Origin of the sequence: Pseudomonas gingeri, assembly GCF_013386115.1 — a bacterium.
GTDB lineage: Bacteria > Pseudomonadota > Gammaproteobacteria > Pseudomonadales > Pseudomonadaceae > Aquipseudomonas > Aquipseudomonas gingeri.
Map to the genome: position 1 here is coordinate 587,981 of NZ_JACAOR010000005.1, position 15,291 is coordinate 603,271.

Annotated in this window: 11 protein-coding genes; 5 read left to right on the forward strand and 6 right to left on the reverse strand. The window is 63.2% G+C overall.

Annotated features, from left to right (window positions below; all coding sequences use genetic code 11):
* The first annotated feature begins 169 nt into the window (after window positions 1–169).
* On the forward strand, window positions 170–370 hold the full coding sequence (locus HX881_RS10615) for a hypothetical protein (RefSeq protein WP_177084329.1): 201 nt from the start codon (window positions 170–172) through the stop codon (window positions 368–370).
* A 131-nt stretch (window positions 371–501) separates the two neighbouring features.
* Here HX881_RS10615 and HX881_RS10620 read toward each other — a convergent pair whose 3' ends face one another.
* Window positions 502–2,964 (reverse strand): glucose/quinate/shikimate family membrane-bound PQQ-dependent dehydrogenase, encoded by a 2,463-nt coding sequence (locus tag HX881_RS10620; RefSeq protein ID WP_177084331.1) that lies wholly within the window; start codon window positions 2,962–2,964, stop codon window positions 502–504.
* A 443-nt stretch (window positions 2,965–3,407) separates the two neighbouring features.
* Window positions 3,408–5,432, reverse strand: a complete 2,025-nt coding sequence (locus tag HX881_RS10625) for a TonB-dependent receptor (RefSeq protein ID WP_177084333.1) — start codon at window positions 5,430–5,432, stop codon at window positions 3,408–3,410.
* Window positions 5,433–5,723: 291 nt separating this feature from the next.
* On the opposite strand from HX881_RS10625, the gene HX881_RS10630 reads away from it, so the two are divergent.
* On the forward strand, window positions 5,724–5,948 hold the full coding sequence (locus HX881_RS10630; RefSeq protein WP_017126370.1) for a VF530 family protein: 225 nt from the start codon (window positions 5,724–5,726) through the stop codon (window positions 5,946–5,948).
* A gap of 24 nt (window positions 5,949–5,972) precedes the next feature.
* Window positions 5,973–6,623, forward strand: coding sequence for a Pr6Pr family membrane protein (locus tag HX881_RS10635; RefSeq protein WP_177084334.1), 651 nt, complete (start codon window positions 5,973–5,975; stop codon window positions 6,621–6,623).
* Between the two features lie 152 nt (window positions 6,624–6,775).
* On the opposite strand, the gene HX881_RS10640 is transcribed toward HX881_RS10635, so the two are convergent.
* A complete protein-coding gene (locus HX881_RS10640; RefSeq protein WP_177084335.1) occupies window positions 6,776–7,558 on the reverse strand; it encodes a siderophore-interacting protein in 783 nt (260 codons plus the stop codon).
* Window positions 7,555–8,136: a PadR family transcriptional regulator gene (locus HX881_RS10645; protein ID WP_177084337.1), complete on the reverse strand. Its 582-nt coding sequence runs from the start codon at window positions 8,134–8,136 to the stop codon at window positions 7,555–7,557. Before HX881_RS10645 ends, HX881_RS10640 begins: the two co-directional genes overlap by 4 nt.
* A 265-nt stretch (window positions 8,137–8,401) precedes the next feature.
* Between HX881_RS10645 and HX881_RS10650 the strand changes: the two genes are divergently transcribed.
* The gene (locus HX881_RS10650; RefSeq protein WP_042935332.1) at window positions 8,402–8,923 is read left to right on the forward strand and encodes a C40 family peptidase; all 522 of its coding nucleotides are present in this window, start codon (window positions 8,402–8,404) and stop codon (window positions 8,921–8,923) included.
* Window positions 8,924–8,958: 35 nt separating this feature from the next.
* Here HX881_RS10650 and HX881_RS10655 read toward each other — a convergent pair whose 3' ends face one another.
* Entirely contained in the window at window positions 8,959–12,066 is a 3,108-nt protein-coding gene (locus tag HX881_RS10655; RefSeq protein WP_177084339.1) for a transglycosylase domain-containing protein, read from the reverse strand.
* 393 nt (window positions 12,067–12,459) lie between these two features.
* On the opposite strand from HX881_RS10655, the gene HX881_RS10660 reads away from it, so the two are divergent.
* Window positions 12,460–13,881 carry an amino acid permease gene (locus tag HX881_RS10660; protein WP_177084341.1) on the forward strand — a complete coding sequence of 474 codons (1,422 nt, stop codon included), beginning with the start codon at window positions 12,460–12,462 and terminating at the stop codon, window positions 13,879–13,881.
* 70 nt (window positions 13,882–13,951) lie between these two features.
* Here HX881_RS10660 and HX881_RS10665 read toward each other — a convergent pair whose 3' ends face one another.
* A complete protein-coding gene (locus HX881_RS10665) occupies window positions 13,952–15,088 on the reverse strand; it encodes an OpgC family protein (RefSeq protein ID WP_017126363.1) in 1,137 nt (378 codons plus the stop codon).
* Window positions 15,089–15,291 lie beyond the last annotated feature (203 nt).

Here is a 15,291-nt window from a genome sequence, read left to right on the forward strand (position 1 = left end):
AACCGTTCGTCGTTACTGTCATTTCTGACAGGTAGACAGTGGCTTTTCTTTAACCTTGAATAAGGGGCATGGCATTAGGGAAAAGTGCTGCTGCGTAGTCGTTTCTTTCAGGGAAGAGAGGGTTGTTACTTAAAGGATAATCACAACCGAATCCACGAGGGACTGTAAAATGAAGATAATTTGGATATTCCCAAAAGAGGAAGGCAAGGAACCCGCTGATGACAGCACCGTTGCTACTTGGATGATTCCAAGTCCTGGTGATGTTGTCAGGTTCGCGGATGGTTCAGCGTATAAAGTCAGTGGAAGGCTGTATGACTATCTTAAGGATAACAGAATGGCTGGTATTCAAATGTTGCTTGTATATCAGTGACTATCCTTAGGCCGATTCATAAGTTTTATTATCGCACCAGGTTCTCTGGAGCAGAACTTCAGCTGATAGGATTTTTGCTATTCTAAAAAAAGCGGCCATTTCCATGGCCGCTTTTTTATATCTGTCCGAAGTTATTCGGACAGTTTGTACGCCAGCACGTAATCGCCCTGTCTGGTCCCCAGCGAACCATGCCCGCCGGCCATGACCAGCACGTACTGCTTGCCGTCCTTGCCGGTGTAGGTCATCGGTGTGGTCTGGGCGCCCGCAGGCAGGCGGCCTTCCCAGAGCTGCTTGCCGTTTTTCACGTCATAGGCGCGCAGGTACTGGTCCAGGGTGCCGCTGAGGAAGGCCACGCCACCGGCGGTGGTGAAGGTCCCGCCCAGGCTCGGTACGCCCATGCTCAGGGGAATCGGTACCGGTGAGCTGTCGCGCACGGTGCCGTTCTTGTGCATCCAGATCGTCTTGTGGGTGGTCAGGTCGACCGCCGCGACATAACCCCAGGCCGGAGCCTGGCACGGCAGGCCCATCGGCGACAGCAGGGCTTCGAGGATGACGCCATAAGGCGCGCCCTTGTTCGGCTGCACGCCTTCGGTTTCACTCTTGCGCGGGCCCTGGGCGGCGATGTCCGCCGCCGGGATCAGCTTGGAGCGGAAAGCCATGTAGCTCGGGTTGACGAAGGCGATCTGGCGCACCGGATCCACCGAGATACCGCCCCAGTCGAACACACCGAAGTTGCCGGGATAGACGATCGAGCCCTGCAGCGATGGCGGGGTGAACGGCCCGTCATAACGCAGCGACTTGAAGTCGATCCGGCAGAGCATCTGGTCGAACGGGGTCACGCCCCACATGTCGCGTTCCTTGAGGGGCGGCGGCATGAAGTTGAGGTCGGACTTCGGTTGCGTCGGCGAGGTGTGGTCGCCGGCGACGGCTCCTTGGGGCACCGGCACTTCGTTGATCGGCACGATCGGCTTGCCGTTGCTGCGGTCCAGCACGTAGATGCTGCCCTGCTTGGTCGAGGCCAGTACGGCGGGTTTCACGCCGTCGGTGGTTTTCAGGTCCATCAGGGTCGGCTGGCCGCCCACGTCCATGTCCCACAGGTCGTGGTGGGTGAACTGGAAGCTCCAGCGCACATGGCCGGTGTCGATATCCAGGGCGGTCAGGCCGGCGCTGAATTTCTCCGAATCCGGGGTGCGGGCGCCACCGAACTGGTCGGGCGTCTGGTTGCCCATCGGCAGGTAGAGCATGCCGAGTTTTTCATCGACGGCGAACATCGACCACATGTTGGGCGAGTTGCGGGTGTAGGTCTTGCCCGGGGCGATCGGAGTGGTGTCGTCCGGGTTGCCGCTGTCCCAGTTCCACACCAGCTTGCCGGTGTGCACGTCGAAGGCACGGATCACGCCGCTGGGTTCGTCGGTGGAGACGTTGTCGGTGACGTGGCCGCCGATCACCACCAGGTTGCGGGTCACGGCCGGTGGCGAGGTCGAGTAGTAGCCGCCCGGGGCGAAGGTGCCGATATTGGCGCCGAGGTCGACCTGGCCCTTGTCGCCGAAGTCTTCGCACATCTTGCCGGTGTCGGCGTTCAGGGCAATCAGGCGGGTGTCGGCGGTCGGCAGGAAGATGCGCCGCGGGCACTGGTTTTCCTGGCCAATGGCGGTCAGTTGGCCGGTCGGCGCGCTGTTGCCATCCACTGACGCAGTGGCGGACGCGGCCGGTGCGGATGAGCTGGCATCGGCGATGTAGGCGTTGTCATCGTGATACGACACGCCACGGCAGGTCATGTGCGCCCAACCCTTGAAGTTCGCCGCCTTCTGCGTCGAGAGCTTCGGATCGAAACGCCAGATTTCCTTGCCGGTGTCCGGGTCAAGGGCGATCACCTGGCTGTGTGGCGTGCACACGTAGAGCATGCCGTTGACTTTCAGCGGGGTGTTTTCCGCGGTGGTTTCACCCGGGTCGTTCGGCCCCGGGATGTCACCGGTCCGATAGGTCCAGGCCGGCACTAGCTTGTGGGCATTCTCTGGAGTGATCTGCGCGAGAGGCGAGTAGCGATCGCCATGGGCACTGCGGCCGTAGGAGTTCCAGTCGCCGTCGGCCATGGCCGGGGCGGTGTTGCTCATGCCGGGGACTCCGTCGCGATCCAGCTGGCCCTTGATTTCACCGGGGTGGGTGAACTGGCTGGCCACCGCGGCGGCACCCGCCAGGACCACGGCCACGCCGAGTGCGCCAGTGCCCATCGGCGCCGCGCCACTGTGCAGCAACGGACGGCGGAACCACGGCAGCAGCATGACGATACCGAGGGCGAACAGCAGTGCCAGGCGCGGCACCAGTTGCCACCAGTCCAGGCCGACTTCCCACAAGGCCCACAGCGTACTGGCGAACAGCACCAGCGCGTAGAGGCCCAGCGCGGCCCGGCGGGCGGCCAGCAGCAGGCCGCCGGTCAGCACCAGGCCGATGCCGGCCAGCAGGTAGTACAGCGAGCCGCCGAGCAGGCTCAGCTTGATCCCTCCGGCCAGCAGGGCCAGGCCCATCAGCAGCAGCACGATGCCGAGCAGGCTGGGCAGCAGACGGCTTCGACTCGAAGCAGGGTCGGTGCTCATAGTGTGGTTTCTCCGTGACGTTATAAGGTGTCCCGCGCTATATCACTGTAGATGACGATCTGGCGCGGGCTTGGTTCAATCGGGTGACGGTCTTCGAGGACGCGGCCAGCTGTGCGGGCGCGCACGGCGGCACGCGGCGTGGCCTGGGCGCAGCTCGGGAAGTCGGGGATAAAACCAGGAACCGGGACGTTTCTTGCGCAAGTCACGCAAGGTGAAACGTTTCAGTTGTTAGCTGGCTAAGGATAAAGCCAAGGTGAGGGGGGAAACAGGGTGTTCCCTGAGATGGATCATTGTGGAATCGGTAATAGTGCGGTTGTGGGAGCGGGCTTGCCCGCGAAGCTTCTGGTGCTCTCACTGGCCTCTTCGCGGGCAAGCCCGCTCCCACAGTCAGCTCCCTCAGGCCGCACAGTCATCTCGCGCGGGCCTGGGGAGTGGTGTGATTCCTAGAACGTGGTGCGCAAGCCGAATTCAACGCTGCGTCCCGGTGCCGGCGCGATGTCGCGCAGGATCGAGCTGGCGTAGCGCACGGTCTGGTTGGTCAGGTTGTCGCCCTTGACGAACGCCAGCCACTGGCTGCTGCCGATATCGAAGTGATAACCGGCGCTGGCGCCGAAGGTGGTGTAGCCCGAAGTGCCTGATTCGTTGGCCGGTACCCGGCCCTGTCCCGCCGCGTGCTCGACATCGATGCGCGCCTGCCAGCGCTCCAGTTCCCACAGCAGGCCACTGTTCAGGCGCAGTGGCGCGATACGTGGCAGGGCTTCGCCGGTATCGAGGTTGGTGGCGCGGGTGTAGTCCCCGGACAGTTCCAGGGCAAACTTGCCGTAGGCGCTTTCGCCGAGTTTCCAGTGGTCCTGTGCCTCGAAGCCGGCGAAACGCGCTCGCACGCCCGAGTAGCGGTATTCGGGAATGCCGCCGGCATCCTCCTGGCCTTCATCGTTGAGGGTACGACCGCTGCCCAGCAGGCCGATGTAGTTGGAGAAGCGGCTGTAGAACACGCCGAAGCTGCCTTTGTGGGTGCCGTTGTCGAAGCGCAGGGCCAGGTCGCTGGACACGGCCTTTTCCTTCGACAGGTTGGCATCGCCGACTTCATAGGTGCCGGTGGCCACGTGGGCGCCGTTGGCATACAGCTCGTAGAAGGTCGGCGCGCGCTCGGTGTAGCCCAGGGTCGCGACCAGGGACCACACGGGCGTCAGGGTGTAGACCGCGCCGGAGGAGAGGCTGCCGGCGGTGAAGCTGTTGCTGCGGTCGGCATTGGCGAAACGCTCGTTGCCCTTGCTGTCCGGATCGACCGTGGTGTGTTCCAGGCGCCCACCGAGGCTGAAGGTCAGGCGGTCGCTGGCCTTGAGTTCTTCGAGCAGGAACAGCGCGCCGCTGTTGGTATCGGTCTGCGGGACAAAGGCTTCCTCGCCCAGGGCGGAGAATTCGTTGCGCGTGACCTGGGCGCCGATCACCCCGTTGAACGGCCCGACCGGCAGGTGGCGGGCTTCGACCCTGGCTTCATAACCCTTGTTCTTGAAGATCGTGCCGACTTCGCCGCCTTCGATTTCCCGGTGTTCGTAGTCGGTGTAGCCGGCATCGAGTTTCACCGAACTGAAGGGCCCTTGCAGGTTACGGATTTCCGAGGCGAAGGCGTAGTGATCCTGCTGCATGCGGATGCGTACATCCTGCTCGGCGGGGGAACCGTAGTTGCTGTCGTAGTTGCTGTAGGACAGGCCGGCATAACCATCGTCCCAGGTGTAGGAACCGCCTACCGCGCCACCGTCCTGGCGTCCGTCGCTGTTGCCCAGGCGACCCTTGCGGCCATCGCCGTCTTCACTGGCCGGGGCATTGCGGCTGCGGGCATAACCGGGAATCCGCAGGTCGTTGAACTCGCGGGCGTTGGCGTCCAGGTGCAAGGCGAAGGTGCCATCGCCGGCTTCCAGCTTGCCGGCACTGCTGCGGGTGGTGTCGGCGCCGCCATAACGCAGTTCGCCGGCGCCGTGGATGCCATCGATGGGGCTGGTCGGGATACGGTTGTCGAAGGTGTTGACCACCCCGCCGATGGCGCTGCCACCGTAGAGCAGGGCGGCCGGGCCGCGGACGATTTCGATCCGTTCGACATTGACCGGGTCCAGCGGCACCGCGTGGTCATAGGACAGGGCCGAGGCGTCCAGCGCACCGACGCCGTTGCGCAGCAGGCGGATGCGGTCGCCGTCCTGGCCACGAATGATCGGTCGACTGGCGCCCGGTCCGAAGTAGGACGATGACACGCCCGGTTGTTTGTTCAGGGTTTCGCCGAGACTGCCTTGTTGCTGCAGGGTCAGCTCGTCGCCTTCGAGCACGGTGCTCGGCGAGGCGGTCTGGGCGCTGCCCAGCGGGTTGGCGGTGATGACCTGGGGTTGCAGCTCCAGGGCATGCACCGGGCCGGCCATCAGCAAGGCGGCGGCCAGCGGAGTCAGACGAGTACGCAGGGGAGAGGAGAGAGGCATTGATGTTTCCTTGGCAAGCGAGGTGCAAGGTGCACCTTTGAGTCGAAAGAACAGGCTTGAAACGGCGGGGTTCTGCCGATGAATGGTATTGTGTTGTTATAACGTAACATATTTTATCGATTTGGAAACACTCCCGACGCCAGCGCCCCGTTCTGGCGCTAGACTCAATCCAGAGCGGTTTCTGCGTTATTGCACGATGCCGGACCCGTATCGCCCGTCGCGGCTCTTCCCCCTGGCGAAGGCCTCGGCTAAGGTGCGCGGCTTGTTCCATTTCCTCACTGAAGGTTCGGCATGACCGAGACACCCAACAACCCGCTGCATGGCGTGACCCTGGAGCAGATCCTCAACGCCCTGGTGGCTCATTACGAGTGGGAAGGCCTGGCCGAACGCATTGATATCCGTTGCTTCAAGAGTGATCCGAGCATCAAGTCGAGCCTGACCTTCCTGCGCAAGACCCCGTGGGCACGGGAAAAGGTCGAGAAGCTGTACGTGAAGTTGATGCGCACCAAGCGCTGAGACCTTGCCGTGGAGTTCAAGGGCATGCCTGACCATCAAGCCGCCGGCGCTTGTCCGCGTCTCGCGCTGCAGATCGCGGCGCTGCTGGGCTGGAGCGGCCTGAGCATCCAGTTGTACCTGATCCTGATTGCCCGCTGGCAGGTCGAGGCGAGCCTGCTGGGCGGGCTGCTGACATTCTTCAGTTTCTTTACCGTGCTGACCAACACCCTGGTGGCGGTGGTGCTGACCTGGGAAGTGACGCCGCGGGAGTCGGGCGCCCGGCGGTTCTTTCTCCGGCCTTCGGTGCGTACGGCGATTGTGGCGAATATCGTGGTGGTGGCGCTGGCGTACAACCTGTTGCTGCGCCCCCTGTGGCACCCCCAGGGCTTCCAGTGGCTGGCCGACGAGTTGCTGCACGACCTGATGCCGCTGCTGTTCGTGGTCTATTGGTGGCGCTGCGTGCCGAAGGGCACCTTGCGCTGGTGGCAGGTGCTGCCGTGGATGGTCTACCCGCTGGTGTATTTCGCCTATGTGCTGTTGCGCGGCCACCTGATCGGGACGTACCCCTATCCCTTTGTCGATGTCGACACCCTGGGTTATCCACAGGTGTTCATCAATGCCGGGCAGATCCTGCTGGGGTTTGTTCTGGTGTCGCTGCTGCTGATCGGCGTGGATCGCCGGGTGGGCAGCAGGTAGGGCTGTTGCATCTGGACCGACGCTTTCGCGGGCAAGCCCGGCACCTACAGTTTCGTGGTGTCCACTGACCTTGTGTACGACACCCACCCGCAGGTGCAGGGCTTGCCCGCGAAGAGGCCCTTGAGGCTTGTATCAGCCTCTCCGGTGCCGGATCAGTCTTCGGTGCTGTCGTCCAGCTTCCAGTAGCCGACCGCCTTGAGGAATTCCTCGCTCAAGCCATGGGTGCCCAGCAACACCTTGCGCACCTTGCGCGACAGCGCCGCCTCGGTGGCCACCCAGGCGTACAGGCTGCCGGACGGGATGCTCAAGTGTTCGACCGTCTGCAGCAGATCCTGCTCCGGTGCATCGCGCCGTACCCAGATCACTTCTACCTGTGCCGGGCTGTGCAGTGGCTGCTGTTCCGCCGCGTTCTCCACCTCGACCACCACCAGCGTCCGCCGGTTGGCCGCCAGGCCTTCCAGACGCCGGGCGATGGCCGGCAGGGCGGTCTCGTCGCCGATCAGCAGGTAGCTGTCGAAGATATCCGGCACCACCATCGAACCGCGCGGCCCGCCCATGTCCAGGAACTGCCCCGGCGCCGCCTGGGCAGCCCAGGTTGAAGCAGGGCCGTCACCGTGCAGGACGAAATCGATGTCCAGTTCGCCGATGGCCAGGTCAAAGCGCCGTGGCGTGTAGTCGCGCATCGCCGGCAGCGAACCGTTGTCCTTGGTGCCAGGAACCCAGGCATCCAGGGCCGCCTGTTCGGCGGCGTTCTGCGGGAACATCAGTTTCACGTGATCGTCCGTGCCCAGGCTGACAAAGCCGGCCAGCTCCGGGCCGCCGAGGGTGATGCGACGCATGCGTGGCGTCAGGTCGACCACGCGCAGCACTTTCAGGCGGCGGCGCTTGATCTCGTGCATGACACGGTGAATCCCTTGTTGATTGACTGCATTCATTCCGGTTTCTCCGAGCAGGATGGCGTGGCTACAGGTCCGTCGACGATGGCTTTGGCGGTGTCGTTGAGCAGGTCGCGCACGCGCAGGATTTCCTCCGCGCTCCAGCGACCGTGATGCAGTTGCAGGGCGTGCCGCAGGTTGTGCACGGCCTCGTGGATTTCCGGCGGACGGTCATGTCCACGCAGGGAACGCTTGCTGACATCGATGCGCATGCGCACGCCATCCAGGGCAATGGCCTGGTCGGCCAGGGACTGGCGTCCGCTGTCGGTCACGCTGTAGCGCTTTTTCCCACCTTCCGCGTCGCCGGTGATCAGCTCGCTTTCTTCCAGGAAGGTCAGGGTCGGATAGATCACGCCGGGGCTCGGGCTGTAGGCGCCGTCGAACATGCCTTCGATCTGGCGGATCAGGTCGTAGCCATGGCAGGGCTGTTCGGCGATCAGCGCCAGCAACAGCAGTTTCAGGTCGCCCGGGGCGAAGACCCGCGGGCCGCGACCGCCGCGTTCGCGGCCGGGACGACGCTCGAAACCGTCATGGCCGTCGCCGAATTCGCGGTGGGGGTGATGGTGATGCTCTCTCATTTTCTCTTTCTCCTGTCTTCGTTAGATATACCTTAAGATATATCTTAACTGTCGTGCAAGAAAAACGACGAACGTCATCCCGACCGCGAGAAGAACCCGGGAGTGCCGATCGAGCAGTAGGGCGGTTTGGCCGTGCTACAGGGGAGAGGAGATTTTCGCGTGGTTTCCTAGGATGTTTCCTACGTGAAGCTGAGAAAAGCACTCTGAGCAAGCCCTGGGCCGCTCCGTACCATGCCGCCTGATGTCCACAAAGGCGACGTTTATCATGTCCAGGTCAGTGTTGGTTGTATTGTTATTGATGGTGCTGGGAAGCTTCGGATCAGCCCATGCCACCCTCAAGTCAGCGAAAAATTCTTCGGCCAGGACCACTCAGGTCCCGGCCACCGGTGGGGCCGCGGAGTCGTCCATCGATAATGTCATCGACCGCGCGCACCAGTTGATCGGTACGCCTTATCGTTGGGGCGGCATGTCGGTCAAGGGCTTCGATTGCAGTGGCCTGCTGGTCTATCTGTTCCAGAACGAGGCCGATATCAAGCTGCCACGAACCACGGTGGGGATGCGTCGCTCCAGCGCCAGGACCATCCAGCGCGGCAGCCTGCAGCCCGGCGATGCGGTGTTTTTCAATCGCAATGGCCAGGGCAGCGTGAGCCATGTCGGGCTCTATGTGGGCGGCGGCAAGTTCATCCACTCGCCACGCAGCGGCAAGACCGTGCGCATCGACTCCTTGAGCAACTCCTATTGGAAAAAGAGCTACACCCTGGCCAAGCGCTTTCATTCCGAGAGTTGATGTCACCTTGATTGTAGGAGCCAGCCAGCGGGCTCCTACAAGGGGTGGGCCTGTGCGACGCTGGTGGTGGTGCACAAGGTGTTGCTGCCCGCCTGTAGGTAGGGCGTCAGGATCGGGGCCATGCCCTTGAGCACCTGGACCGGCAGGGCCGAGGTGAACTTGAAGGTTTCGGCCGAGCGCCCCGGGACAAAGGCGGTCAGGGTGCCGAAGTGATGGGCGCCGATGTAGAACACGAAAGTCGCCGTACGGTTGATCGATTTCGAACTCAACACCCGGCCGCCGGCGCCGATGGCCTCGATCCGGTTATCCCCTGTGCCGGTCTTGCCGCCCATGGCCAGTGGAGTGCCGTCCGGCTGTTTGAAACTGCCGGACACACGCCGGGCAGTCCCCGCATCCACCACCTGTGACAGCGCCAGGCGCAGAGCCGTGGCCACCTCCGAGGGCAGCACCCGCTTGCCCTTGCCCGGATCATTGACCAGCTGCGTTTCGTACGGCGTGTTGGCGGCGAAGTGCAGGCTGTCGATGCGCAGTATCGGCATGCGCACGCCGTCGTTGAGAATGATCCCCATCAGTTCGGCCAATGCCGCCGGCCGGTCGCCGGAGCTGCCGATGGCGGTCGCCAGCGACGGTACCAGGTGATCGAAGGGATAGCCGACCTGTTGCCAGCGCTGATGGATATCGAGGAAGGCCTCGATCTCCACCATCACCCGGATCCGGCTGTCGCGGGCGCTCTTGTGCTTGCTCTTGAACAGCCAGCCATAGACTTCCTGGCGTTCGAATTCGCTGGCGGCCACCACCTGGCTGAACTTGGCCTGGGGATTCTTCAGCAGGTAGCCCAGCAACCACAGGTCGAGCGGGTGGACCTTGGCGATATAGCCCTGGTCCGGGAGGTCGTAGGTCCCGGGACCATAACTCTTGTAGAGCTTGGCGAGGCGTTCGTCGGTGACCTTCTCGGTTTTCAGGTGGGCCCGGACAAAGGTGTTGAAGGCCGCCTGCGGGGCCTCCGGCAACAGGTAGCGGTGCACGGCCGCCAGGCGGATCGGTGTCGGATGCATGCTGTCGAGGAAGGTCTCCAGGCGTTCCTGGGAATCCTTGTTCTGGTACTTCTTCCAGAAGCGCAGCATGAAGGCCGTGCCCTCGCGGTCGGCGAAGCGCGCCAGGTATTCCTGGCGACGCGGATTGTCATCGTCCTTGAGCAATTCGGCGCTGTTGTTCGGGCCCTGGTAGGTGCTGTAGCGCACCAGGTCGCGCATCAGCCGGATAAAGGGCAGGTTGATCGATTCGCGCAGGGCCTCGAGCAAGGTCGGGTTGCGGCCATTGTCTTCGTTGCGGAAGTTGTGGAAGTGATGCAGGCCGCCGCCGGTGAAGAAGCTTTCGCCGGGGCTTGCCGAATACTGCCGGTTGAGCGCCGCCTCGAGCATTTTCGGCAGGTCGCGGTCGCTGTTTTGCGCCAGGTAGTCCACGGCCCAGCGGGTGATCCGGTCCTGGTCGTTGATCTCGACTTTCTTCAGCGCCGCCGGGGTCTGGTCGCCATAGCGATCATGCAGCTCGGCGATGATCTGCAGGTAAGTGGTCAGGACCCGCAACTTGGCGGTGGAGCCCAGTTCCAGCTTGCTGCCCTCGTTGATATCGAACGGCTGGTCGGTGCTGTCGGTCTGTACCCGCACCCGATAGCTGTCCGGGGTCAGTTCGAACAGGGTGAAGCTGTAGCGCACCTGCTGGGTGCTGCTGGCGGTCAGCAGGCGCTCGCCCAGCAGGCCGATGGAATTGGCGAACTCCGGGTTCGCCAGGCGGCGCAGGTAGTCGCTGACCTGGCCTTGCAGGTCCGATTGCAAGGTACTGGTGGCCGACAGGTCGAGACGGTCGAGGTCGTACAGGGGACGGTCGAGCATCGCTGCCAGGCGGCTGCGGGCGACGCTGATGCCCTTGTTCGACTCCACCGGCTGGATCGTCGGCTCCTGCAGCCAGTCGCGGTAGCTGACCTTGCTCGCCAGCGCGGCGGCGGCCAGCGGGGCGTCGATCACGCCACTCTGGGCCAGCAGGCGCAGGTGGCTGTCGGTCAGGTCGGCCAGTTCATCGCGGCCCCGTGCCAGGTAGTGTGACGGCCGCCGCTGGGCGATCATCAGCGATAGCACTTCGCGCAGCGCCAGCCCGCGTTTGGCCAGGCTCTGCGGATCGCTGGCGGTGCTGCTCAACTGCGCGTTGACCTGGGCGAAATCCGCGCCATACCAGACCCGCAAGCCTTCGGCCATGCCATGCACTTCACCGTGACCGGGCACCGCCGACAGGGGCACGCTGTTGAGGTAGTCACGCACCACGTTCTGCCGCACCTGCAGGGTCTGTGGCCCGTCCTGGTAGGCGCGCACGCTGGCGGAAATCATCTGGCGGATCTTCTCGCTGCCGGACAAAGTCAGGCCATCCGGCGAGTGCCGGTACTTCTCCAACTGGGTCGCCAGGGTACTGCCGCCAGCGGTCTGGCCGCCGACATGCAGGACCTTGGCGATCTGCGACAGCACCGCCTTGCCGAAACGCGGCCAGTCCACGGCGGGGTTGGCCATGGGTTGCGCGGGGTCGAGCAGATCGCGGTTTTCGATGAACAGCAGGCTGTTGACCACCAGCGGCGGGATGGCCGCGAAGCTGGCATAGAGCTGTTGTGGATAGTTGTACTGGTAGAGGTCAGCGCCCCGGCAGTCGGTGATCGACAGGCCGGCCTGGATTTTCTCCACATAGGGTACGAAGAAGCCGGCCTTGCTGTAGTCGAGCAGGGCGGGGGAGAAGCGCGCCTGCGCCTCGATCAGGTAGCCGCGTTTGGCCAGCCGGGTGAGAAAAGTCCCCAGGTCGCTGTAGCCCAGGCGTTTGTCGAAGGGGCCTTCGCCGGGATACAGCAATGAATCGCTGGGACCCGAGGCGAGGGAGTAACCCAGGTCGCCGGCAAAACGGCTGAATTCCCGGGCCTGGAGTTTCGACGTGCGCATCTCGCGGGACGCGGCGACGCCGAGCAGAATCAGGGCGATCAACACCACCAGCCAGAACAGGCGCCACCAGGGCCTGCGTCTGCGGGGTTTTTTCGGTAAAGGCGCCTCATCCGAACTGTTGGTTGGCACCACAGTCTTGGTCGAATCGGAGTTCCATTGAGCACCCATAGTCGATTCATCCATTCACGCAGATTGATCGCACTTGCCTGAAGCTTAGACGCTGCCAGAAGGCCAGGAAAATTTTGTGAGGGCGGTCAGGTATTTCCGACCGGTAACGGTTTTTCGGTGCAGATACGTCGGGAACACGACGTCAGGCGTATGGCCGGGCCAAGGGCTGACAAGCCTGGGATAGAGCCCCGCGCAGAGTAGGAACGGTCCGGGCGGGAGGCATGACGCTGCACCATTGTTGTGCAATACTCGCCGGCCCGCTGATCCTGCAGGTCTGCCCTGCGGGACGGCTGCGCTCACGAAGCGCAGCCGGCATCCGGGAGTCCGGGCCTACCCGTCCGTCGCTCCTTTGCCCGGTGGTTCATATCCAATAACAAGACGAGGTTGTCCCCCATGCCCGTTGGCACCCCCCTGCCCCCTGGCGAGACCGCTCAAGGCGGCCCGCTCAAACGCGAACTCGGTGAGCGGCATATCCGCCTGATGGCGCTCGGCGCCTGTATCGGCGTCGGCCTGTTCCTCGGCTCCGCCAAGGCCATCGAAATGGCCGGTCCGGCGATCATGCTGTCCTACATCATCGGTGGCCTGGCGATCCTGGTGATCATGCGCGCCCTCGGCGAAATGGCCGTGCACAATCCGGTCGCCGGCTCCTTCAGCCGCTATGCCCAGGACTATCTCGGCCCGCTGGCGGGCTTTCTCACCGGCTGGAACTACTGGTTCCTGTGGCTGGTGACCTGCGTCGCGGAAATCACCGCGGTCGCGGTATACATGGGCGTCTGGTTCCCCGATGTGCCACGCTGGATCTGGGCTCTGGCGGCACTGGTCAGCATGGGCACGATCAACCTGATCGCGGTGAAGGCCTTTGGCGAATTCGAGTTCTGGTTCGCCTTGATCAAGATCGTCACCATCATCGCCATGGTCATCGGCGGCGTGGGCGTGATTGCCTTCGGCTTCGGCAACGATGGCGTGGCCCTGGGCATTTCCAACCTGTGGAGCAATGGCGGCTTCATGCCCAACGGCATCAGTGGTGTGCTGATGTCCCTGCAGATGGTGATGTTCGCCTACCTGGGCGTGGAGATGATCGGCCTGACCGCCGGCGAGGCCCGCAACCCGCAGAAGACCATTCCGAATGCAATCGGCTCGGTGTTCTGGCGCATCCTGCTGTTCTACGTCGGCGCGCTGTTCGTGATCCTGTCGATCTACCCCTGGAACGCCATCGGCACCCAGGGCAGCCCATTCGTGATGACCTTCGAACGCCTGGGGATCAAGACCGCTGCGGGCATCATCAACTTCGTGGTGATTACCGCCGCGTTGTCCTCCTGCAACGGTGGCATCTTCAGCACCGGGCGCATGCTCTACAGCCTGGCGCAGAACGGCCAGGCGCCGGCGAGCTTCGCCAAGACCTCGAGCAACGGCGTGCCACGCCGCGCATTGTTGCTGTCCATCGGTGCCTTGCTGCTGGGCGTGCTGCTCAACTACCTGGTGCCGGAGAAAGTCTTTGTCTGGGTGACGTCCATCGCCACTTTCGGCGCGATCTGGACCTGGGTGATGATCCTGCTGGCACAACTGAAGTTCCGCCGTGGCCTGACGGCGGCGCAGCGTGCCGGCCTGCAGTACCGCATGTGGTTGTACCCGGTCAGTTCCTACCTGGCGCTGGCGTTCCTGGTGCTGGTGGTCGGCCTGATGGCGTACTTCCCGGACACGCGCGTCGCGCTGTATATCGGCCCGGCGTTCCTGGTGCTGCTGACGCTGCTGTTCCATGTGTTCAAGCTGCAACCGAACAGCGTATCGGCCGGTGCCACCCACTCGGCCTCGTAAACGCCGGATCGCGATGAAAAAGCCCGCAGGCGAGTGATCGGCTGCGGGCTTTTTTACGGGTGTCGTCGTTCTACGCTGTCGCTGTCCGAGCCGGTTGTTCCAGGCGCTGGCCAAGGCGCTTGTTGAAATCCAGCCACGCCCCCAGCAATGCCATCAGCCCGGCACCGACCAGGGCGGTGAATATCTGCATGGCGAAGGCATCGTCGGCCATGGCATTGATCATGTCCGCCAGCGGTGCCAGCAACACGCCCAGGCAGAAGACTTCCAGCGAGTAACGCCCCATGCGGCAGGTCTGGCGGGCCAGCCAGTTGTCTGTCCAGTTGCCCCTGGGCAGCAACTTCGCGGTGACATAGGCCAGCGCCAGGAAGTGCAGCAGGCGTACCGGCGACAGATCGGTCTTGCTGATGGGGTAGATCAGCTCACTCAGCGTCGCCGGAACCAGGGCATCGTGGACCTGTGGCCATCGCCAGGCAATGGTGAGCACGGCGCACACCAGCACATAGAGGGCCGCCACCATGAACAGTGGCTGGCGCGACAGCCCCAGCGGCTGCACGGGCTTGGGTTGCTGCGCGTGAATCGCCGCCGCGCCGCCGAGCACGAACAGCAACTGCCAGGTGACCGGATTGAAGTACCACACGCCGTCGGCAATCGCCGCCAGATTCCAGCCCAGCCTTGGCGCGAGCAGGTACACCGTCAGCGACACCAGCACCACCAGCCAGGTCTTGCGCAGCAGCAGGGGCAACACCAGCGGCAGGCCACCCAGCAGCACGATATACAGAGGAAGCGGGTCCATCAGGTTCGGTTTGAAACGCAGCAGCAGTTCATCCACCAGGGCCTGTTGCGGGTGGGTGACGAAGTGGGTCAGGCCCATTTCCTGGACCAGGTCACGGGTTTCCACGTGGCTGTTGGCGAAGAACACGATGCCCATCAGCATCGCCAGCAGGAAGATATGCACCACATACAACACCCAGGTGCGGCGCAGGATTTTCAAGGTGGCGAACCAGTAACCGTCGCGTTGCAGGATTTTGCCGTAGGCAAGAATCGCCGCGTAGCCGGCGAGGAACACGAAGACCTCCGCCGCATCGCTGAAACCGATGTTGCGCAGGGTGATCTGGCCGAGTGGATTGTGGGGCACGTGATCCCAGAAAATGAAGATCAGCGCCAGTCCCCGAAAAAAGTCGATGCGCGGGTCGCGTCCGTTCAGCATGGCAGCGGGCTCTGTGGGCGAATGTTGAATATGACCGGTGCGGCTGTCAGAAATTGCACACCACAGGTCGGCGGCGCGCAGGGTGGCGTGATTTTCCGTTAATTGCAAAAGTGGGCTATTACCAAATGTCACATTTTTCTGCCTACGCGCGCGAGGCGAGTCTTTGCGTGCGTTGACAGGCGTGGGGCCGGCCCACGAATCGG